15 protein-coding genes are annotated in these 20,804 nt (G+C 63.5%); 5 read left to right on the top strand and 10 right to left on the bottom strand.

Annotated elements, in window-relative coordinates; genetic code table 11:
* Positions 1-149: 149 nt before the first annotated feature.
* Genes ACX80Q_RS13295 through ACX80Q_RS13285 form a run of 3 tightly spaced genes read right to left on the bottom strand, consistent with a single transcriptional unit; the run spans position 150 to position 4,872 of the window.
* Entirely contained in the window at positions 150-1,181 is a 1,032-nt protein-coding gene (locus ACX80Q_RS13295; protein WP_459331007.1) for an NAD-dependent epimerase/dehydratase family protein, read from the bottom strand.
* Positions 1,178-3,853: an alpha/beta fold hydrolase gene (locus ACX80Q_RS13290; RefSeq protein WP_459331006.1), complete on the bottom strand. Its 2,676-nt coding sequence runs from the start codon at positions 3,851-3,853 to the stop codon at positions 1,178-1,180. Before ACX80Q_RS13290 ends, ACX80Q_RS13295 begins: the two co-directional genes overlap by 4 nt.
* Complete coding sequence (locus tag ACX80Q_RS13285) at positions 3,847-4,872, bottom strand: 3-oxoacyl-ACP synthase III (RefSeq protein ID WP_459331005.1); 1,026 nt, start codon at positions 4,870-4,872, stop codon at positions 3,847-3,849. Before ACX80Q_RS13285 ends, ACX80Q_RS13290 begins: the two co-directional genes overlap by 7 nt.
* Positions 4,873-5,122: 250 nt before the next feature.
* On the opposite strand from ACX80Q_RS13285, the gene smc reads away from it, so the two are divergent.
* Positions 5,123-8,752 carry a chromosome segregation protein SMC gene (smc, locus tag ACX80Q_RS13280; RefSeq protein ID WP_459331004.1) on the top strand — a complete coding sequence of 1,210 codons (3,630 nt, stop codon included), beginning with the start codon at positions 5,123-5,125 and terminating at the stop codon, positions 8,750-8,752.
* Positions 8,753-8,821: 69 nt separating this feature from the next.
* On the opposite strand, the gene ACX80Q_RS13275 is transcribed toward smc, so the two are convergent.
* Entirely contained in the window at positions 8,822-10,072 is a 1,251-nt protein-coding gene (locus ACX80Q_RS13275; RefSeq protein ID WP_459331003.1) for an MFS transporter, read from the bottom strand.
* A gap of 66 nt (positions 10,073-10,138) precedes the next feature.
* On the opposite strand from ACX80Q_RS13275, the gene ftsY reads away from it, so the two are divergent.
* On the top strand, positions 10,139-11,329 hold the full coding sequence (gene ftsY / locus ACX80Q_RS13270) for a signal recognition particle-docking protein FtsY (RefSeq protein ID WP_459331002.1): 1,191 nt from the start codon (positions 10,139-10,141) through the stop codon (positions 11,327-11,329).
* A gap of 81 nt (positions 11,330-11,410) precedes the next feature.
* Here ftsY and wsfD read toward each other — a convergent pair whose 3' ends face one another.
* The 6 genes from wsfD to ACX80Q_RS13240 form a co-directional block, all read right to left on the bottom strand.
* The gene (wsfD, locus tag ACX80Q_RS13265) at positions 11,411-13,021 is read right to left on the bottom strand and encodes a glycan biosynthesis hexose transferase WsfD (protein ID WP_459331001.1); all 1,611 of its coding nucleotides are present in this window, start codon (positions 13,019-13,021) and stop codon (positions 11,411-11,413) included.
* A complete protein-coding gene (locus ACX80Q_RS13260) occupies positions 13,014-13,844 on the bottom strand; it encodes a septum formation family protein (RefSeq protein WP_459331000.1) in 831 nt (276 codons plus the stop codon). The genes wsfD and ACX80Q_RS13260 overlap by 8 nt, the downstream gene beginning before the upstream one ends.
* The gene (gene xrtS / locus ACX80Q_RS13255; RefSeq protein WP_459330999.1) at positions 13,841-14,413 is read right to left on the bottom strand and encodes an exosortase S; all 573 of its coding nucleotides are present in this window, start codon (positions 14,411-14,413) and stop codon (positions 13,841-13,843) included. Before xrtS ends, ACX80Q_RS13260 begins: the two co-directional genes overlap by 4 nt.
* Positions 14,413-15,768, bottom strand: a complete 1,356-nt coding sequence (locus ACX80Q_RS13250; RefSeq protein ID WP_459330998.1) for a glycosyltransferase — start codon at positions 15,766-15,768, stop codon at positions 14,413-14,415. The genes xrtS and ACX80Q_RS13250 overlap by 1 nt, the downstream gene beginning before the upstream one ends.
* 82 nt (positions 15,769-15,850) lie before the next feature.
* Positions 15,851-16,033 carry a hypothetical protein gene (locus tag ACX80Q_RS13245; protein ID WP_459330997.1) on the bottom strand — a complete coding sequence of 61 codons (183 nt, stop codon included), beginning with the start codon at positions 16,031-16,033 and terminating at the stop codon, positions 15,851-15,853.
* A 12-nt stretch (positions 16,034-16,045) separates the two neighbouring features.
* Positions 16,046-17,326 carry a PVV-CTERM domain-containing choice-of-anchor G protein gene (locus tag ACX80Q_RS13240; protein ID WP_459330996.1) on the bottom strand — a complete coding sequence of 427 codons (1,281 nt, stop codon included), beginning with the start codon at positions 17,324-17,326 and terminating at the stop codon, positions 16,046-16,048.
* 755 nt (positions 17,327-18,081) lie between these two features.
* Between ACX80Q_RS13240 and ACX80Q_RS13235 the strand changes: the two genes are divergently transcribed.
* From ACX80Q_RS13235 to ACX80Q_RS13225, 3 genes are all read left to right on the top strand, one after another.
* Entirely contained in the window at positions 18,082-18,747 is a 666-nt protein-coding gene (locus ACX80Q_RS13235) for a response regulator transcription factor (RefSeq protein ID WP_459330995.1), read from the top strand.
* 195 nt (positions 18,748-18,942) lie between these two features.
* Positions 18,943-20,304 carry an ammonium transporter gene (locus tag ACX80Q_RS13230; protein WP_459330994.1) on the top strand — a complete coding sequence of 454 codons (1,362 nt, stop codon included), beginning with the start codon at positions 18,943-18,945 and terminating at the stop codon, positions 20,302-20,304.
* On the top strand, positions 20,301-20,639 hold the full coding sequence (locus tag ACX80Q_RS13225; protein ID WP_459330993.1) for a P-II family nitrogen regulator: 339 nt from the start codon (positions 20,301-20,303) through the stop codon (positions 20,637-20,639). The genes ACX80Q_RS13230 and ACX80Q_RS13225 overlap by 4 nt, the downstream gene beginning before the upstream one ends.
* The last annotated feature ends 165 nt before the right edge of the window (positions 20,640-20,804 follow it).

Raw genomic sequence — 20,804 nt, 5'->3', positions numbered from 1 at the left:
GCCACCCGCCAAGACGGCAAATCTGTGGACAACACAGCGCCGGATCCGCATGGAGAAGAAATCTTTTGCTGACACCAGCCGCGAGATGCACGGTTGCACGGCGGATCCTGTGGCCAAGGTCAGCAGTCGCGAACCGGCCAGCAGACCTACTACCGGTCCGGCGACCGGTAGTAGGCGGCCAAGCGGGCCAGGCCCTCGTCGAGGGAGACGGCAGGAGTCCAGTCCAGGACAGCCTGCGTGTGCCGCTGGTCAAACCAGTGGGCAGTTGAAAGCTGCTCCGCCAGGAACCGGGTCATGGGCGGCTCGTCGTGCACCCAACCGCGTGTTCCGGCAGCTGTCCACGCCTTCTCAATGGCGGAACCTGCACCGCGCGCCAGCCAGCCGGGAACCGAGTAGGCCGGGGGACGGACGCCGGCGGCTTCGCAGATGCCAGCAATCAGCTCACCGACGGGGCGTGGTTCCCCATTGGTGACCACCAGGGCTTGGCCGTGCGCGTAGTCCATGCGTTCCAGCCCGCGCACTATGGCCTCGGCGGCGTTGTCCACATAGGTGGTGTCGATCAAGGCGCGGCCACCGTCCAGAAGAGGAAGCCTGCCAGCACGGGCGCGTTCCACCACGCGCTCTACCAGCTGAGTGTCGCCGGGACCCCACACAATGTGCGGGCGGATCGCGGTGACCCTGAAAGTAGGGGAGTCTTCGGCCAGAGCCAATTCCTCGGCGGCGGCCTTGGACCGGGCGTAGTGGCCGCGGGCAAATTCCGGGCTGGCTGCCCCTGCTCCGCTGCCCACAATGGAGGCGCCAAGATGGGCCACCGATGGGGAGGAAACAAACACAAAGTCGCGCACACCTGCGTGCTGGGCGGCCGTAATGAGCTGGCGGGTGCCCACAATGTTGGTAGCCACGAACTCATCCCACGCCCCGGTGAACGACACTTTTGCGGCCAGGTGGACTACGGCATCGACGCCGTGGACTGCGCGGGCTGCCACATCCGGATCGGCCACGGAACCCTGCAGCGAATCCCAGGGCGCGTCCACGGCCCGGCGCTGCAGGGTCACCACCGAATATCCCCGGTCAAAGAGCAGCTGCGCCACGGCACGTCCCAACAGGCCGCTGGTGCCCGTCACTAGAACCCGGCGGCCGCCGGCAGCGGGGGCCGGCCCGCCAGCCACGGGACCACTCATGGACGCCCGGCCTTCTCGCCGGTAAGCATGCGTCCGGCCCAGCGGGACAGTTTGGCCCGGTCGATCTTGGAGTTGTGCCGCACATCGGTGGGCATGGAATCGATGATAAGAACTGCTGCCAGCGGCATATCCACGCTCAGCGCGGCGGCCCGCACCTGTGCTGCCAAGGCCGTGGACGCCAGGGCGGAACGCTTCGCCGCCGGATTGGTTTCCACGATGGCAACCGCCACCTGGGTCCCGGCTGGGCCAACGCCCACCACGGCTGCCCGCGTCACCGACGGCACAAGCTCCACTGCCTGTTCGGCGGCAACGGGGGTCTTGACCCCGGACGGCGTACACAAGATGTGTTCCAAGCGGCCCTCAACCCAGAGCCGACCGTCCGCGTCCAGATGGCCAATGTCGCCGCTGCGGTGCCAGCCGGGGATGGAGGCGCTGCGCTGTTGGGTGATCCACAGGCGGTCGTAGCGTTCCTTGACATGCGGGGCGCTGACAAGGATTTCCCCCGTCACATTCGCCTCCAAGGTCGGCGTGGCAGCCACAGTCCCGTCGGCGTCGATGGGTGCTATGGCCACCCGTGCACCGCTGACGGGCACACCAACGCACACGCCGTTGCCAACGCCGGCTGCGCTGATCCCGGCCAGATCAATGTCCGTCACCGGCAGCGCTTCGGTCATGCCGTAGGGGGTGTGTAGGGCTGCCTTGGGCGCTAGCTTCTGCACTTTGTGCAGCAGTTGCTCGGCCAGGGGTGCCCCGGCTGACAGGACCAGCCCCACACCGGCCAGGGCCTTTTTCTGCCCGTCCGTCAGTTGCGCCGCGGTGGCCACAACGTTGACCAGGGCCGCCGGGGAGGCAAACACCACAGTGGCGTTGATGGCTGCTGCGGCATCGGCCAAGGCCTGGGCCGTGAGGGTTCGCGGTGCCGTGACATCCATGTCCGGAGTCACAGTGGTTGCGCCAAGGGCCGGTCCCAACAGGGCGAAGGGTGCAAACCCTGCCACGAGGGCGGTGCCAGCGCCTAGGGAATACGTTGCCGCCAGGGTGTCCCGCATGGCCGCCAGACGCCGGTGCGTGTAGACAACGCCCTTGGCGGGCCCCGTGGATCCGGAGGTGAACAAAACGGCGGCATCTTTATCTGGATCGGCTGTGCTAAATCCGGGCCGGGTACCGGCCAGCCGGGCCACGCGGCCGTTGGCCATGAGCTGCGGCAAGGTGGCCGCCACCTTCAGGACAGCAGTGCGGGCCGTAGCCGTCGCCGGGGAAAAGTCCTCGGCAGCGATCTTCACGCCGGGCCAGTTGTAGAGTCGGGCCCCCAGCAGGGCCTTTTCAATGCCGATCAGGTAGTCAGGTCCGGCGCCCTTGATGGCGCGGCTCATCCCTCGGGTGCCCAGTCCGGCATCGGCCACCACAATGACCGCGCCCAAGCGCAGGCACGCGTAGATGAGGGTGGTCAGCGTGATGCCCGGCGGCACCAGCAAACTCACCCGATCACCGGCGTTCACACCCAGTTCGCGCAGGCCGGCGGCGAGGTCGTCAACGTCGCGGGCAAGTTCGGCCCAGCTGAGCTTGGCCGTGGAACCTCCGGGCAGCATGTCCACCACCGCCGTTGAGGTATCCACCCGGCGGGCATCAAGCTCGGCCAACATGGGCACGTAGGGCGCGGCAACAAGGGCGGGGCCGGGGGCCACGGCCGTGTTGGGGGCGGCCAGGATCTTCTGCGCCAGCCAGGCAAACGTGGGGGTGGCAATGTCCCGGTCCTCCTGGACCAGGTGGCTGGCACCCTCAAAGCGGTGCACATCCGCGTGCGGCAGCCGGGTCAGCAAATCCCGCAGGTAGCGGTCGGAGAATACCGGATCCTTGGGCCCCCACAGCATGAACGCGGGAACTTTAAGGTTTCGGATGTCGGAAGACACACCATCCAGGGCAGGCCACGACGGGTGCGATTCGCCGGCGGGGATGTCGGCCACAAAATTGCCCACACCGTTGCGGCGCGCCACGGTGCGGTACGGGGCCATGAACGCTGCCCGCACGTCGTCGGACAGGGCAGGTTGGGCCAGCCCGTGCGTGACGTTCAGGAAGGCGGGGGAGGTCTTGGTGCCCCAGGGGTGCACGGCAGGGTGCAGGGCAAGCTTCAGGGCCGGCGGCAGCGAGAACCCTGCCGGATGGACTGCGGTGTTGGTCAGCACGACGCCGGCCAGCTGGTCCTGGTGCCGGGTGGCCCAGCCCAGGGAGATGATGCCGCCCCAGTCGTGGCCAACGCTGACCACGGGTCCCTCAAGGCCCAGCACGTCGGTCAGGTCGCCAAGGTCCGTGATCCTATCTTCGAGCCGGCGGAAGGTGCCCGTGCGCTCGGAGAAGCCCATGTCCAGCTGGTCCACGGCAATGACACGCCAGGGGTCACTGGCGGCCAGGGTGGCGGGGGAGGTGGCTTCGGCGAGCAGGGTGCGCCACAGGTAGCTCCAGGTGGGGTTTCCGTGCACGCACAGCAGGGTGCCTACGGGCTCCATGCCGGTGGCCGCAACGTCGTCGGTGTTGTCCAGGAAGTGCCATTGGCGGTTGGTTCCGGGGGAGTCAACGGCTGCCGTTGAGGGCACGGAAAGCGTCCGGCGCCAGTGTGCCTTGACGCCGGGCCAAGGCTGCGGAAGTTCGGTAAGGGGCAAAGTTGGGGCTACCACTCGATTTCCATCATGGTGGTGTTGAGCCCGGAGCCCACGCCCATGCAGAGAACCCTGTCCCCGCTGTTGAGGCTGTGTGATTCCTGGGCCAGTGTCATGGGCAGCGATGCCGGGCCCACATTGCCCCACCTGGGGAATGTCATGGGCACCCTGGAGCGCACCAGGTTTACCGCCTTGATGATGGCGTTGGTGTAGGAATTGGAGACCTGGTGGGTGACGTACCTGTCCATGGAGCCCCACTCCCAACCATCGGTGTGGGCCTCATCCCAGGCGTCCGTGACCAGTTTCAAACCGTTGTCCAGCAGGCCCTTGGTATCGGTGAACATGCCGTCGGGGCCGCCAACGCACAGTTCGTGGTGTTCGGTGCCGGCACGGGACACGCCGCCCAAAATGCGGTGGCCGCCGGGGTGCAGGTCGGCCGGGCCAATCACTGCAGCTGCCGCGCCGGAGCCCAGGGTCAAGGTGGCAAATTCGCGCAAGTAGTCTTCGCGGGTGGAGGTCTCGGCGTTCAAGCGCCTGAACGTTGTCTCCTGGGTGGCTTGGGCGTCCTCGCCGGCCACAATGAGTGCGTACTTGATCTGGCCGGAATCAATCATGTTCGCGGCCAGCGTCATGCCGTTGACAAAGCCCAGGCAGGCGTTCGCCACATCAAAGTTCATGGCCGAGGACGGCAGGCCCAAACCGTTGTGAATCTTCACAGCAACGGAGGGTTCTAAGTTGCGGCGGGTGACACTGGTGTTGATGAGCAGGCCTACTTGGCTGGCGTCAATGCCGGACTCGGCCAGGGCCTTGGCACCTGCCTCAATGGCGGCGTCGTCAAAGGATGTACCGGGTGCCCACCAGCGGCGTTCCTCCACGCCGGCCACACGCTCAAGCAGGCGCTTGGAAAGGCGCAGCCGTTTCAGGCTCGGGGCAAGGCGTTCATCAAAATCGCTGGAACGGACAACTACCGGAGCCTCAATGCTGGAGACGGCAAGCAAGGCAGTGTTGTGGTGTCGAAACGTAGCATTGCCGATCAAGTTCCAGCCTTTTTCTTGAGATTTTCGGAGTCGGTCGGCACCGGAAGCCCAGTGCTTGGTCCTGATTCACGGGATGTTCGCTGCAGTTGCCCCCATGGTTCATCAAGACCCAAGCTTAACTATGCACCTTATGGGGGTGATCATGCACATACGCCACAACGCATACACGCGGTGCTGGCCCCGGTGCACGGAGTCATTTCACGGTAGATTGGCTTGTGAGAAACAGTCCGGCGCAGGAGAAGAAACCAGTTTGCATCTAAAAAGTCTTTCCGTGCGCGGATTCAAGTCCTTCGCCTCGGCCACCACTTTTGACTTTGAACCAGGTGTGACTGCAGTTGTTGGTCCCAACGGTTCGGGCAAATCCAATGTGGTGGATGCGCTGGCCTGGGTCATGGGTGAGCAGGGCGCCAAAACCCTGCGCGGGGGCAAGATGGAAGATGTCATTTTTGCCGGCACCTCCGCCCGCCCGCCGCTGGGCCGCGCCCATGTTGCCCTGACCATTGACAACGCCGACGGCGCCCTGCCGATCGACTACGCCGAAGTCACCATTTCACGCACCCTCTTTAGGGCCGGCGGTTCCGAATACGCCATCAACGGCACCTCCTGCCGGCTCCTGGACATTCAGGAACTACTCTCCGATTCGGGCCTGGGCCGTGAAATGCACGTCATTGTGGGCCAGGGCCAGTTGGACAAGGTGCTGCACGCCACCCCGGAGGACCGCCGCGGCTTCATCGAGGAGGCGGCAGGAATTCTCAAGCACCGCCGTCGCAAGGAAAAGACGCTGCGCAAGCTTGAGGCCATGAGCGCCAATCTGGCCCGCCTGAGCGACCTGACCGGGGAGATTCGCCGCCAACTGACACCCCTGGGCAAACAGGCAGCCGTGGCCAGGCGGGCCCAAAGCGTGCAATTTGACCTCCGTGACGCCAAGGCCCGGCTGCTGGCCGATGAAATCGTCCAGCTCAGCAACGCCGTGGACCAGGACGAGGCGGATGAGCTGGCCCTGAAAAACCGCCGCGAACTAGTGGAGCAGCAGCTCCTGGCCGGGCGCACGCAGCAAGGCGAGCTGGAACAAATAGCCGCTGCCGCCACTCCCGTGTTGAATGCCGCCAAGGACAACTGGTACCAGCTGTGCGCCACCCGTGACCAGCTCAAGGCCATGGGTGCCCTGGCCGCCGAACGCCAGCGCCACCTGGGCGCGACGGACGCCGTCGCCGATCCCAGCCGCGACCCCGACAGATTGGCTGAGCAGGCCGCCCGGCTGCGTGCCGAGGAGGCAGAGCTGGTTCTGGCCCTGGAGGAACGCCGTTACGGGTTGGAAACCGCCATGGAGATCAAGGAAGACGCCGAGGCCGCGGTGCGGGCCGAGGAGCAGCGCGTCCGTGAGCTGCTGCGTGCCACGGCCGACAGGCGTGAAGGCCTGGCCCGGCTGGCCGGCAAGGTGGCCACCGTCCGCTCCCGCGTGGAGTCGGCCGAGGCTGAGATTGGCCGGCTGCACCACAGCAAGGCCGCCGGCGCGCAGCGGCACAGTTCCGCAGCCGAGGAGTTTGCCGCATTGGAGTCCCAGGTGGCCGGTGTGGAAGCGGGCGAGGAGCGCCTGGATGCATACTATGAGCAGGCTGCCGCGGCCCTCGCCGAGGTGGACAAGCGGATCCAGGTCCTAAGCGCCGATCAGCTTGCTGCGGAGCGCGAACGTGATGCGCTCACCGCCCGGCACGACGCCCTGGCCGTGGGCTTGCTGCGCAAGGACGCCAGCGCGCACCTGCTGACTGCCGCCCCGCCCGGCGTCGTGGCAGCCATGGCGCAACTGATCCAGGTTGCCCCGGGCCAGGAAACAGCCATTGCTGCCGCCCTCGACGCGGTTGCCGAGGGTGTTGCCGTCAGCGACATGGCTGCCGCCCTGGATGCTTTGGAACTGATCAAGACTGACGACGGCGGACGCGTCACCCTCGTGGTCACCGGCGCCACCGCAGCATCCGGCCACCCCGGCCAGGCCCATGCTGCGCTGCTGGCCGCAGCCCAGGCAGCGGCGGACGCTATTGACGGTGCCTCGCTGGCGCGCGACCACGTGGGCGGCCCGCCGGACCTGGACGCCGCACTCGACGCCCTGCTGGCGGCGGTGGTGCTGGTTCCCGATCTCGCCGCGGCGCAGGAAGTTCTGGACCACCATGCGGGCCTGACAGCCGTCACGGCGCAAGGGGATGTGATCACGGCGTTCTACCTCAAGGGTGGTTCGGCCACGGCGCCGTCGCTGTTGGAGCTGGCGGCAGCGGTGGACCAAACTCAGGAGCAATTGCGTGCCGCCACCGCCCGCAGTGAGCAGGCCCGGTTTGCGCTGGCCGGCTTGCGCTCCCAACGCCTTGAGCTGGCCGAGGTTGAGGCCGGAGCCCTCGCGGAACTGCACGAATCCGATGCCCGGCTGGCAGCTGTTGCAGAACGCCTCGGTTCCCTGGGTGCCACCTTGCGGTCGGCTGCTGGGGAATCGCAACGCCATGCTGCGGCGTTGGCGGCGGCCACGGCCAACCTCGCCCAGGAGCAGGATGCCCTGACCGAGATTGCCGCACGGCTGGCGGTTGCCCAGGAGGTGCCGGCGGATGCTGAGCCGGCCATGGATGAACGGGATGCCCTGGCCGCGGCCGCAACGGCTGCCCGTGCCGTGGAACTGGAAACCAGGCTTTCCCTGCGCAGCACCGAGGAATCACTGAATACCGTGAAAAACCGTGCGGCAGCGTTGGAACGTGCCGCCGCCACCGAGCGGCTGGCCCGGGAGCAGGCAGCACAACGCGCCAACCGGCGGCTCTTCCAAGCCAAAAAGGCGGCAGCCGTGGCACTGGCCTGCGAACACATTCTGGCGTTCGTGGCTGCGTCCATTGATCAGGCCGAGCAGGTCCGTGATGCGGCCGAGGAGCACAGGGCCGCCCGCGAGGTGGAACTGATGTCCGTCCGGGCGTCCGTGGTGGAGGGTGAGAAGGAACTTGCCACGCTGACCGATTCCGTCCACAAGGATGAACTGGCCCGGGCCGCCCAGCGTTTGCGCATTGAAACGCTGGAGAACAAGTCCATTGAGGAATTGGGCCTGACGGTCGACCACCTGATCGCCGAATACGGGCCAGACGTACCGGTGCCCCACGGACCCGGCGAGGCCGCCGACAAGTGGGCCGCTCTGCGCGTCACTGTCGACGCATCGGGTGAGGAAGTCCGCGAGGGCGTTCCGTTTGTCCGCGAGGAGCAACAAAAGCGCCTCAAACGGGCAGAACGTGACCTCGCAGCCTTGGGCAAGGTCAACCCGCTGGCGCTGGAAGAGTTTGCGGCCCTGGAGGAACGTCACCAATTCCTCGCGTCACAGCTGGAAGACTTGAAATCCAGCCGCAGGGATCTGATGGACATCATCAAGGAAGTGGACGCCCGGGTAGAGGAAGTTTTCACGGCCGCCTACACAGACACGGCCGCGCAATTTGAGCGGGTCTTTGGCCGGTTGTTCCCGGGCGGCGAGGGCCGGCTGATCCTGACGGACCCGGCGAACATGCTCACCACGGGCATTGAAGTGGAGGCCCGGCCCGCGGGCAAGAAGATCAAGCGGCTTTCACTGCTCTCCGGCGGTGAGCGCTCGCTGACGGCCGTGGCGCTGTTGGTGGCCATCTTCAAGGCCCGGCCCTCGCCGTTCTATGTCATGGATGAGGTCGAGGCGGCCCTGGATGACACCAACCTGGGCCGGCTCATCACCATTTTTGAGGAGTTGCGCGAATCCAGCCAGCTCATCATCATCACCCACCAGAAGCGGACCATGGACGTTGCCGACGCGCTCTATGGCGTCTCGATGAGGGGCGACGGCGTCTCAACAGTGATCAGCCAGCGCATGAACCGCGAACCCTCGAGCGCCTAACACCTCCCCTCCCCATCTGTGACGCACTTGTTGCGGTGGAAATCGCTTTCCGAGGCGGTTTTTGTGCACCTAATGCGTCACAGTTGGGGGGAGGGCGGGGAGGCGGGTGTCCTTGACCGGTAGCCAGAACATGATGCTGATCAGGGCGATGGCCGTGGCCATGGCGAAGGCCGGACCATAGGAGAAGGTGTCCACCAGGATGCCGGCGGCGATGGGGCCAACGATGGCACCCAAATCGGAGCTCATCTGGAACGTGGCCAAAACCTTGCCCCCGGACCGGTCATTGCCAATCACGTCGGCCACTGTTGCCTGTTGGGCAGGCCCCATGAGCCCGCTGCCAAGACCGGCGATGGCTGAAACCACGAAGAACCAGAACTCAGTGCCGGTGAAGCCAAGGACCCCCATGGCCAGCCCGTTCACTGTCAGGCCCGCCAGGATCATGGGTTTACGGCCCCACGTGTCTGCCAGCTTCCCGGAGAAGGTCAGGGCCGCGCCTGTCCCGATGGCAAAAACTGCCAGCGAAATGCCGGCCACTTCCGGCCCGGCACCCAAGGCTGCCGTGGCAAAAAGCGGCACCAGGGCCATCCGGATGCCGAAGGCCGACCAGCCATTGGCAAAGCCGGAGGTCAGCACAGCCCGGTAGGCGGGCAAGGCCAGGGCTGCCCGCAAAGGCAATGCCGGTTGTTTGCGGGCCGCTGCGGCCCGCAAATGCGCGGGAACGGCAACGGCTGCCGGGAGTTGAGTTGCCACCAGAAGCGCCACCAGCACCAGGGCGCCAGCGTAAACCAGGAATGGAAGCGCCATGCCCAGGCCCGCCAACAAGCCGCCCACCACGGGTCCGGCAATGTTGCCCAGCAGGAAAGAGCCAGCGTACAAGCTGGAGACCCGGCCCCTGGCTTGCTGTGGCGCCATCCTGATGAGCAGGCCCATGGCAGCCACCGTGAACATGGTGGAGCCAATGCCGCCCAGCCCCCGGTACACCAGCAGTTGCCAATAATTTTGGGCAAAGGCGCAGGCAGCGCTGGACGCGGCAACAATGAGAATCCCCAGGATGTAGGTGCGGCGCTCGCCCATCCGCTCCACCAGCCAGCCGCTCAACGGGGCGAACATCAGCCGCGTGAAGGCGAAGACACTGACCACCACGGCAGCTGCGGCCACGCCGACATCAAAGCTCTGCGCAAATTGCGGCAACACGGGCGCCACAATGCCAAAACCGATGGCAATCAGGAACGCGGCGGCAACCAGGACCTTGATCTCACGGCCCAGCCGAAGTGGAGGGGCGTAGGCAGGCTTCTTGGCTGCGGAACTTTTCTTTGACATCAAGGAAGAGTTTGTCACAACCAGGGCGCAACTGCCGGTTCCCAACCTCCGTGAGAGACTGGGGGAGTGAACGATATCCTCCCCATCATCCTGTCCATTGTTGTTGGGCTCGCCGTCATTGGTGGCCTCATACCCGTCTTCTTGAAGGCCCGGCGGACCAGCGCCGACTTCTCAGGCCCGCGTGACGCCAACGATCCAGCCCCGCTGGACTCGGCCGATGCCGCAAGCTCCACCGACACCTTGGTGCAGGAACGCCCAGAGACCCCCGTCCCGGCGTCGGAGGATGACGCCGTTGAGATTGAGGAGCCAGCGGCACCGTCCCTGGAGACCCCGCTGCCGGTTGAGGGCCGCCTGGTTCGGCTGCGTGCACGCCTGGTCAAGTCCAACAATGCCCTGGGCAAGGGCCTTTTGGCGCTCCTGTCCCGGGACACCATCGATGAGGATGTGTGGGAAGAGGTTGAGGAGACCCTGCTGCTGGCGGATATCGGCACAGATTCCACCATGGAGTTGGTGGACACCCTGCGTGAACGCGTGAAGGTTTTGGGTGCCCGCAGCCCCGAACAGGTCCAGGCCATGCTGCGTGAAGAACTCATCAAGTTGGTGGACCCCACCATGGACCGTTCGCTGAACATTGACCGCCACGACAACCGCCCGGCCATCCTCATGGTGGTTGGCGTCAATGGTGTGGGCAAGACTACCACCGTGGGCAAGCTGGCGAGGGTACTCGTGGCCGAGGACAAGGACGTGCTCCTGGGTGCCGCCGACACCTTCCGTGCCGCCGCCGCTGAGCAGTTGGCCACCTGGGGTGCCCGTGTTGGCGTTCCCACTGTGAAGTCCGACGTCGACGGGGCAGACCCGGCGTCGGTCGCCTTTGAGGCCGTCAAGGTGGGCATCGAGCAGGAAGTCGACGTGGTCATGATTGACACGGCAGGTCGCCTGCAAAACAAGGTTGGCCTGATGGATGAGCTGGGCAAGGTCAAGCGCGTCATTGAAAAGCAGGCAAGCGTGGATGAGGTGCTGCTGGTTTTGGATGCCACCACCGGTCAGAACGGGCTCACCCAGGCCAAGGTGTTTTCCGACGTCGTCAACATCACCGGCATTGTCCTCACCAAGCTCGATGGCACCGCCAAGGGCGGCATCGTGGTGGCCATTCAGAAGACACTGGGTGTCCCCGTGAAGCTGGTGGGGTTGGGTGAAGGTGCCGACGATCTAGCTCCGTTTGATGCCGAGAGTTTTGTTGACGCCCTCCTGAGCTAGGTTCCCTGCTGTTAAACACCTAGTGCCCGCTTCGGCGGGCACTAGGTGTTTAACGGGACGCAGCGCTGAACGGGACGCTGCCTAGCGCCTGCGGCCTGCAATTAAGAGGGCAGCCAGCATGGGCAGCAACGGCAGGCACAATGCCGTGAGGAAGCTGGGTCCGAGCATGCGGAAGTAGATATCCGACTGGCCCTGGCTGAACATGACGTTCCAAAAGAGCAGCCAGGTGGAGATGACCACGATGGTGGCTGAGCGGCCCACAGCCACACCGGCGCGGCCCATGCTCGTCCTTAACGCCACCGCCAGGCCCAACGTCAGCACCAGGAGTTGCAGCCCAAAAACGGACACCGGTGCAGCACCAAAAGCCCACAGCAGGGATGACACAACGCGAACACGCTCGTCCTGGGCGTAGGGAGTCACACCGTCTTGCTCCATGTGGTGTCCCAAGTAGCCAAGCTGCGGGCGGACCATCGCCTGCACCCCACGTTCGCACAGGCCCACCAGGCGTTCGGGGTGACTGAGGTAAAAGCCCGCCAACTCAATGTTGCTGACATTGCTGGTGAAATCCTCGAAGGTGGGGCTTTCGACGGCGGAACCTGTTTCGCCGTGGCTGGTCCCGGCATATCGGGCCAGGTCGGCACTGATGCCAAACCAAGCCAGATCCTTTTCGGGGTGCGGGCTGTACGGCAGAATTTCAGTGAAAATCGCGTTGTACAGTTGGGGCTCCCGGTTCTTGCCGCTGGAGGATGCCACCACAAGCACGGCGCCGGCGGACAGCACAAGGACCAAGACTGCGGCGACAGCCCGGCCACGCAGCCAGGACGTGGCGGCGGAAGGGTCGGCACCAACAATCGAACGCCTGCGCCGCGACGGGCGCCACCACAAGGCCAAGGCGAGAGCCGGCAGCAGGGCAACGGTCTGCGGATCAGCAGTAAAAACAAAGAGCGAAGCCAACACCACCGGGATCATCCCGGCCACGGTGACAGTGTCGCGGCGCCACAGGAATAAAAGTGACACAAACAGGCCAAAGAGGCCCAGGAACACGGCAGCCTGGGGGTACGGAGAGATGAAGAAGACAGCGAACATGCCATCGGCCATGACAGCGGTCAGGCCGGCCGCGGCCAGGATGCGGAAGGGCAGCCTGCCCGGGCAGGCGATGACAAATCCCGCGACGAGTGAGCCAAACAAGCCGGCACAGACCACGGCAATGGCACGGGTGTCCAACCCCGGCCCCCACCCCAGCAAGGGTGTCAAGAGCTGGCCCAGCCAGGCGAGCAGGTGGGGGGCTGACAGCCAGGACCAGGCGTCAGCGTTGGATGGGCAGGTTTCCCCTGCCCATCCGTGCGGAATCCATTGTGGATAGACGTATTGCGTAAGTTTTTCGTAGTTCCACGGCCGGACATTTCTGACACCCAGCCCGCACATCTGTTGGAATCCATCACCGCGGTCGGCCATGCCAACGGTAGTTGGCAGGAACAACCGGATCAGGATCACAGCAGCGGCCGCAGCTCCCGTGACGGCCGCTACGAGTCCGTGGTTGCGAATCCGCCGCACTGGCGCGCCAGGGCTGAACGTGGTGCCAAACCAGCGGAAGGCCAGTCTTGCGGAGCGTTGGCGGAAAGGCGTCCGGGCACCCCTGGAAATCTCACCGGCATCCGGGGTGGCTTTGCTGTCCTGGAAGGTGTCAATCATGAAGCAGGGTGCCCTTCACGGGTGCGGCGTCGGCGGAACGGACCGCGCATCGCAGGGTGGCCATTCCTGTGCCAGGAACAATGATTCCCGTCACCTGCACCGATGCCGGGAGGGGCTTCGGGGCGAAAAATTCCTTGGCAAAGGGTGTACAGGTGTCCACAACATCCGTTTCTTCCGGGCTCGAAGCGTCAATGTTCACCCACGCATTGATGTCTTCGGCGACGTGCGGTTCAGTGCAGGGAACAACCTCAGGAGGGGTCCCGTGGGGAGCCTTCCGGAGCGCTGCGCCCACATAACACCGGCGCAGGCGCGCGGATTCTTGCGTGGCCATGACGTCCTTCAGGGATCCGGAAAGTTTGACGGGTTCCTCGCTGCCGGCGTCCTTGACGCTCACGTCGCATCGGATGGTGCGAAGCCCGGCTTTCCAAGCCGAAGTTTCAGGAAAGTAGGCTGTGATGCCAAGGGCGGAACTGGAATCGCGTTCCCTTGCCCCTAAATACGTGCGCAGCAGGTCAACAGGGCAATACTGCTCTGTTAGGGCCCTTAAACGGCTAAGGTGCGGCCGGGAAGCGGTGGCAGCCAGCTCACCCACCAGCTCAGCCACGAGAAAGGTCTCACTCGTGTGGTTCGACCCGCAGGGGACCGGAGCTCGAGAATCGCTGACGGCCTCGTGCTCCTCCGGCGTTTCCAGCACATGGCACGAGGCCACCAACGGTTTGGCTGCGGGAGGGCTTGCAGCCACTCCCGGTACACATGCGGTGAGCGCCAGCAGCAGGCCCAGTGCCAGCAACAAGGAACCAAGGAGGCGGGCCGGAGACGTCACGGGCGCTGCTTTGGCGACTTGCGGGCTGACATGACCAGCAGGATGAAGGCTGCCACGAAACCTGCGATGACAACAATTGAACCCAGATAGTGGTGCATGAGGTCGAAGCCGGCCTGTCCCCACCAAACAAGGCCCAAGACGATCATCAGGAACCTGCCAACATTGCAGGCGGCGACTATCAAAAGGCTGAACAACAAGGCGCGCAGCAGTGGGCCGCGCTGGCAGCGTCCGGACAGCAGTATCAAGCCGGCAACAACAAGCAGCGGCACCCACAAGACGCCTGTGGAACACAGTGCTGTGATGTTCAGGCCATAGGGGGCCTGGTCCTCCAGACGGAAGACAACCATACTTCCCACGCTGTACACAGTTGCATCGGAGAACACACTCAAAACGCCGGCAAAGGCGCGGGCTTCCAGGGTGCGCAGCTGGACTTCAAACATGATCAAGGCGCCAGCACCCAGAAGCACCACCAAGGCAGGGAAGCCATGGGAGCCTGAGGCGCGGCGGGCCACTCCGGCAGGCGCGGGCAAAGAAGCCGTGCCGGAATTGTTTGCGGGAGTAGTTGTCATTAGGCTTCCTTTGCCAGCAGCTGGGTGTCGTTTTCGTGGTTGCGTCGGGTTTTGGCCCAACCGTTGCGGCCTGTCAGCATGCGGAACCCGGCCCGGAGAACGCACACGTAGCTTTGGTACATGTAGAGCCAGTAACCCAGGCCCCAGAGCAGGCCCACAAGGAAACCGCGATCGGGTTCGCACTGGCGGCGGTAGATGGGTCCCCACAAGGCAAAGGGTGCAACCCCCGTGAGCAGGATTAAGGGAATGAGCCACCATGACTGCCCCAGCCACAAGGCCACACCGCCGGCTGTGACAGCGCCGCTGCCCACCATGGAAAGCAACAGCGTGGGCCACAGGAAAAGCCCAATCAGCTGGACGTAAGGAATAACCAGGAAATAGCTCGATTCAAGGGCACCGAGGTTCGTAAAGTGTGGCGAGACGAAGATGTCCTTGAGGTAGCGCCCGCATTGCATGCCTCCTTGGCACCACCGTGTGCGCTGGGTCAGCAGGCGACGCACCGAGGGCAGTGCCTCTTGTGAGACATGGGTGTCGTGCATGTAAACGGTGTGGTGGCCTGCAAGCATGATGTGGATGGCCAGTTCGTAGTCCTCGAGCAGGCCTCCGTGCCATGGCCGCCGGGCCCGATCGGCCACCGCATCAAGTGCCGAGAGCCGGGTGAACTGGCCGTTTCCGCCGAGCCCCACCGAAAGCGTGTGCCGGCGCAGCGATTGCATGGCTGCGATCGTCGTGCGGAATTCGATGTCCTGCATGCGAACCAAGTAGCGCCCCATCGCCTGCCTGAGGCGTGAGTTTCCACTGGCTGGCCGTGGATCGTTGCGGTTGCGCATCCAAACGGCCGCCTGGGCGGCCCCCACCATGGGTTCACCGAACGCCAGTGGGCCGGCTGCCTGAGCCAGCGCGTTGGGCGCAAGCTCGCCATCGCCGTCGACCACGGCAACGATGCAGCGGGTGCGGTCGGTACCAGGCGGGAGCCAGGCGTTCAGCGCAGCATAGGCGGCGTTGAGGGCGTCGCCTTTGCCTGTTCTGGCATTGGGACGTCGCCGCTGCACCAGGTGGAGGTTGCCGTTGTCCGTGGCGAGGGAGGTGACCACACCCACGGTGCCGTCGTCGCTGTCATCGTCGATAACCCAAACATGGGCCCCGGGGAATTGCGTGGTCAGGGATGCAACAGTGCTGCTGATAACAACCTCTTCGTCGCGGCAGGGGATGAAGAAATGCCAGTCGAAGGAATTCGGATCTCCTTCCGGATCGGGTTTCCGGGTCAGGAAGGGGACCAAGAGAACGGCCACATAGGCCAGGAACGTAACCAAGAGGACAAAGGCAAGCGCCTGGGCCGATTCAAAAAAAGACAATGTGTCCCCAGACCTAAAGGATGCGGATGGTGCGGGTCCAGGCGGTGAATCCGTCTGGACCCGCACCATGGTGCTTGTGGTGCTAACTGGATGAATCTGTTAGGGCAGCCCGTGTCTTCCTACTGACGGATCGCAACAGAAAGAACCCGGCAAGCAAAACTGCGGCTGCGATGAGCAGGTACCAGCCCAGCGGACCGGCGCCGGTGGCCGCCAGGGTGCCAGCACCCGTGGCTGTTGCGCCGGTACCAATTTTTGGTCCGTACATGTGATCCGCTCCCTAGGCCATTGCTGCGGTGCTGACAGCACCGTTGCGGCGACGGCGAATGACAAACATGCCCAGTAGCACGATCAGTCCAAGACCGCCAGCGATGGCAATGCTGTCCTTGTTGAACACAGGGATTGCAGCCGTGGTCAGGTTGGGGCCAACGCTTGCCGAAGCCAGCGGAATCGAGGCCAGGTTGCCCTTGAGCAGGGTTAGCTGCAGGGCAGACTGTGTGAACTTTCCGGCTGTGGTGCCTTTGATATTGAGGTTCAGCGCGGCAAGATCGCTGATGGCCGAGGACAAGGGAGCCAGCAGGCTGGTGCCCAGACCGTTCAACAGTGGCGTCACAACACCCTGGAGGGTGGCGACCAAGGGCCTTAGTGCCAGGCCGGCCAATCCAAGCTTGCCAACCTCAGTGTTGATGGAGGTCATCAAGTCGTTGACAATTTTTGTCAGCTTGGTGACAACCGCCTGAGGCAAGAACTGCAACAGGTCGGTGCCGGCAGGCAGGGCATTGATGCTTGCTACACCGGCAACGGCGAGCAGCTCAGCTTCGCTGATGGCGATCGTGCCACCGGCCAGCGGGTTGGCAATCGTGACACCGGCGATCTTCAAGGCGTCAAGGACGGGGTTGAGCACCGGGTTCAACGTATTTGAAACACCCTGAACCAGGCTGCCGCCCACTTCGGCGCCGACACCGGCAACGTTGTAGGCGCCAACAGGAGCCGTATCAACACTCTGTTTGGCGGCTGCGGCTAGGGTCTGGACATTCACCTTGATGCTGACCAGGTCGGTTCCACCCAACAGGCCAGCAGTGCTCACATTGATCTGCGCGGCCGGCAGTGAGGAGTCACCCGAGGTGGGCAGGTCCGCCGGCAGTGTGACCAGTGAGGGTGCGCCCGACACCAGGCCGGAGAAGGCTTCCGACGATCCATCATTGACGGCGCGGCCATACTGGCCCAACGCGCCCAAGCGGATGATTCCGTTGTTTCCCAGCAGGGCGATGTTGCCCGATCCGACGTTGATGATGCCCAGGGCGCTCAAATCCAGTGGTGTGGTTGCGACAACGTCGGCCTTAGCGCCGGTGTTTACCGCAGTGGCCGCGCCATTGGACAGCTTCAAGGCAAAGTCAGGCTGGTTCAAGACGGTGCCGTTGAGGAACTGCCCGGATCCATCGCTGATGTCACCTGCGGCAGCCTGCGCCGGTGCTCCGGCGAACAGGCCAAGGGCCAAGGCGGCGACGGTGGCTGTCCCGACTGCGCTGGACCACGCGCGTACTGTTTTACTTTTGTTCATCTGATAATTCCCCTAATAATCTGACGACGACGCACCGAGTGCCCGCCAATCGAATGGTATGCAAGACCTTTCGATCCCCAATAAAACGCATCAACTTGCAATTAAGGCCGACAAGCAATGACAAAGCGAAAATAGCCGGCCCAGCAGATATTTGCTCGTATTATTTCGACAAGCTTCGCAACGAAAAAATCCGGGGTGACTTTTTGGGAAAATCAGCCCAATTGCCACTCCGGAATCCTTATTTGGTTGCTGGTTTTCTGAATCAGCCTGACGATACTGCGTGTGTGCCAGTCAAGATACACACAATAAATAGTTTGCCAGCTGCGCCGCGGCAGCATGACAGGCTAACGGCTAAAGTGGATGGCCGGTTGGTCAATGTTTTTGTAGCGAAAATAGACACACGGCTATTGGCTCAAAATTTTAGTGAGGGCCTGGCGCCGTTCCCGGGTCCGGCGAACGGCCCGGTGCCGCCACGAGGGGATATTTTTACCCTATTGGGTCGCAAATTTTGCACAATTTGGCCGAATGGGGTCCAGACATGTCCGGTCGGCAAAAAGAATCCGGCCAAACGCGCTACGCTAGCAGGGTAAAAATATTGGGGAATGTGTAGCTTCCGTTGGAAGGATTAGGCGCGTGCCGTTGGGGCGTGTTGTGCCTTCCGACGGGACCGGGAGCCGCCGGGTGGCTGAGGATCAACGCCTGCCCGGCCCTGCCTTTGGCTACGTATTGGCAGTATGAACTGGGGGTTTGAAAACATGAACAGTGCAATCGCTGAGAAGTCGGCAACAATGCGCATGGCCATTGTGGGTTGTGACTATGTGAAGGGGCTCGGCCTGGCCCAGCTCCTCAGCCCTGCGGGTTACATAGACGTGGTTGGATCGAGTGCTGACTCGGATGAAATTCTGGGGTTGATGGCGCGCCAGCCCATCGACCTGGTGCTGTTGGACGTCGCCATGGGAGAAGCAGAGCTCACACTGACCTGCAAAGCCGTCAGCGCAGAACCCTCCCCTCCCACCATCGTGATCATGGGCAATGTGCCCGATGAGCTTGGGGAGTACCTTGTAGGCTGTGGCGCCAGTGCCATTTTGCGCAGCGAAACCATCTCCGAAGATTTGCCCGTGGCGTTGCGCATCATCTACCGCGGGGGAGCCCTCATCCTCAGTGATGCTGCACGACGGGCAGTCAAATCGCGCAGCGTCTTCCTGGATAAAATTCACCTCAAAAGATTCGAATGCCTCAACGCCCGTGAACAGCGCGTGGCGGAGGGGGTAACCGCGGGCATGACCAACATTGCGCTGGCATCCTCGCTGCACGTCAGCGAAGCAACAGTAAAACTGTTGGTGTCCACTGTCATGAGCAAGTTAGGTGTGGGGAACAGGGTGCAAATCGCCGTCGTGGTCACCAAGGCCCAGGCGAGTTAGGAAATACTGCCGGCCCGAAACACTGCCGAAACATTCCCGTCGCACGAAGTTAACTCTCACGCCAGAGTTGTAACGTGGTGGAAATCATTGGCGAGCCGCGGCGAAACACGCGCGAACCACCATTGTAAGAGTCCAGATTGCACAGCCCCGATGGAGCGGCAGGCAGTAACTCTCGCAATGAAAGGCCAGCAGCTAATGAATACTGGCGATACAGCTTGGGTCCTCATATCCGCATCTTTGGTGCTGTTGATGACCCCAGGACTAGCGTTTTTCTACGGTGGCATGACCCGGGCCAAGGGCGTGCTGAACATGATGATGATGAGCTTTGGCGCCATCGCGGTGGTAGCCGTCATATGGGTGCTGTTTGGCTACTCGGCAACATTCGGTACCGACGTCGGCGGGGGACTGCTCGGAAACCCGTTTGAGAAGTTGGGTCTGCAGGGCGTTCTCGATACCGGCGACGGGATGCCCCTGGTGGGCACCATCCCCGAAGTTGCCTTTGTGGGATTCCAGGCAGTGTTTGCCATCATTACTGTTGCGCTCATCACCGGCGCCATTGCCGACAGGGCCAAGTTCGGTGCCTGGATGCTTTTCGCCGCAATCTGGGTGAGCGTCGTCTACTTCCCCGTGGCTCACTGGGTGTTCTCCTTCACCGAGGATGCCGACGGCAACCCCACAGGCGGTTGGATCGGCCAGGGACTCGGCGTGATCGACTTTGCCGGTGGCACAGCGGTTCACATCAACGCCGGTGCCGCCGCCCTGGCCCTGGCCCTGATCCTGGGCAAGCGAAAGGGTTTTGGCAAGGATTCCAGCCACCGCCCACATAACCTCCCCTTCGTCATGCTGGGTGCCGGACTGCTCTGGTTCGGTTGGTTTGGCTTCAACGCCGGCTCCGCCCTGGGCGCCAATGCAGTGGCAGGCTACGCCTGGATCAATACCCTCGCAGCTCCCGCCGCTGCCATCCTTGGGTGGCTCCTGGTGGAGAAGCTCCGTGACGGCCACGCAACCTCCTTGGGTGCCGCATCGGGTGCCGTCGCCGGTCTTGTCGCCATCACTCCGGCCTGCTCCGCATTGACACCCATGTGGTCCATGGTGCTGGGCTTGCTTGCCGGCGCCGTGTGCGCCTTGGCGGTTGGCCTGAAGTACCGCATGGGCATTGACGACTCGCTCGACGTCGTCGGCGTCCACCTGGTGGGCGGCATCGTCGGAACCGTGTTCATTGGCTTCGCAGCTGATCCCAACTCACCTGCTGGTGGCCAGGGACTGTTCTATGGCGGCGGATTCGAACTCCTGGGCAAGCAGAGCATTGGTGCCCTGGCCGTCATGCTGTACTCGTTCGTCCTCGCCTTCATCATTGGTTGGATCATCAACAAGACCATGGGCTTCCGCATCTCCCACGAACATGAAACAGACGGCATCGACGTGTCCGTGCACGCCGAATCCGCCTATGATTTGGGCGGCCGCAGCTCCGGCAGTTTCCAGCCGATGATTGAAAAACTGCCGACGACTTCAGGGTCCAAGGAATCACACGCTGAAGAATCGAAGGTTGATGCATGAAACTCATAACAGCCATAATCCGCCCGGAACAGCTCGACGATGTCCGCAACGCCTTGGAAAGCTATGGCGTCCAGGGACTGACCGTCAGCGGAGCCCACGGCTACGGACGCCAGCGCGGCCACACCGAGGTTTACCGCGGGGCCGAATACACAGTCGATCTGCACCCCAAGATCCGCATTGAAGTCCTTGCCAGCGATGACCAGGCCTACGACCTCATGGATATCATCGTTGCCAGTTCCAACACCGGAACAGCAGGCGACGGCAAGGTCTGGATGATTGAAGTGTATGAGGCGGTCCGGGTGAGAACCGGGGAACGCGGCGTGGCAGCCATCTAACGAATTTCAGTGGGCCCACGCGCCCGAGGGCTCCCTGGCCGAGCTTGCGAGGTTAGGGAGGGCGCGGGGAACGACGGCGGGGGGAGGGGGGGGGGGGGGGGGGAGACCAAAAGACGACCTCGTCTTGTTCTTCCCCGGGGGGGAGGGTTGGCGTGTTTTGTGGGC

This window comes from Arthrobacter sp. HLT1-20 (genome assembly GCF_054510895.1).
The sequence above is the reverse complement of the archived record's forward strand: the minus strand, read 5'-3'. Positions and strand labels throughout refer to the sequence as shown.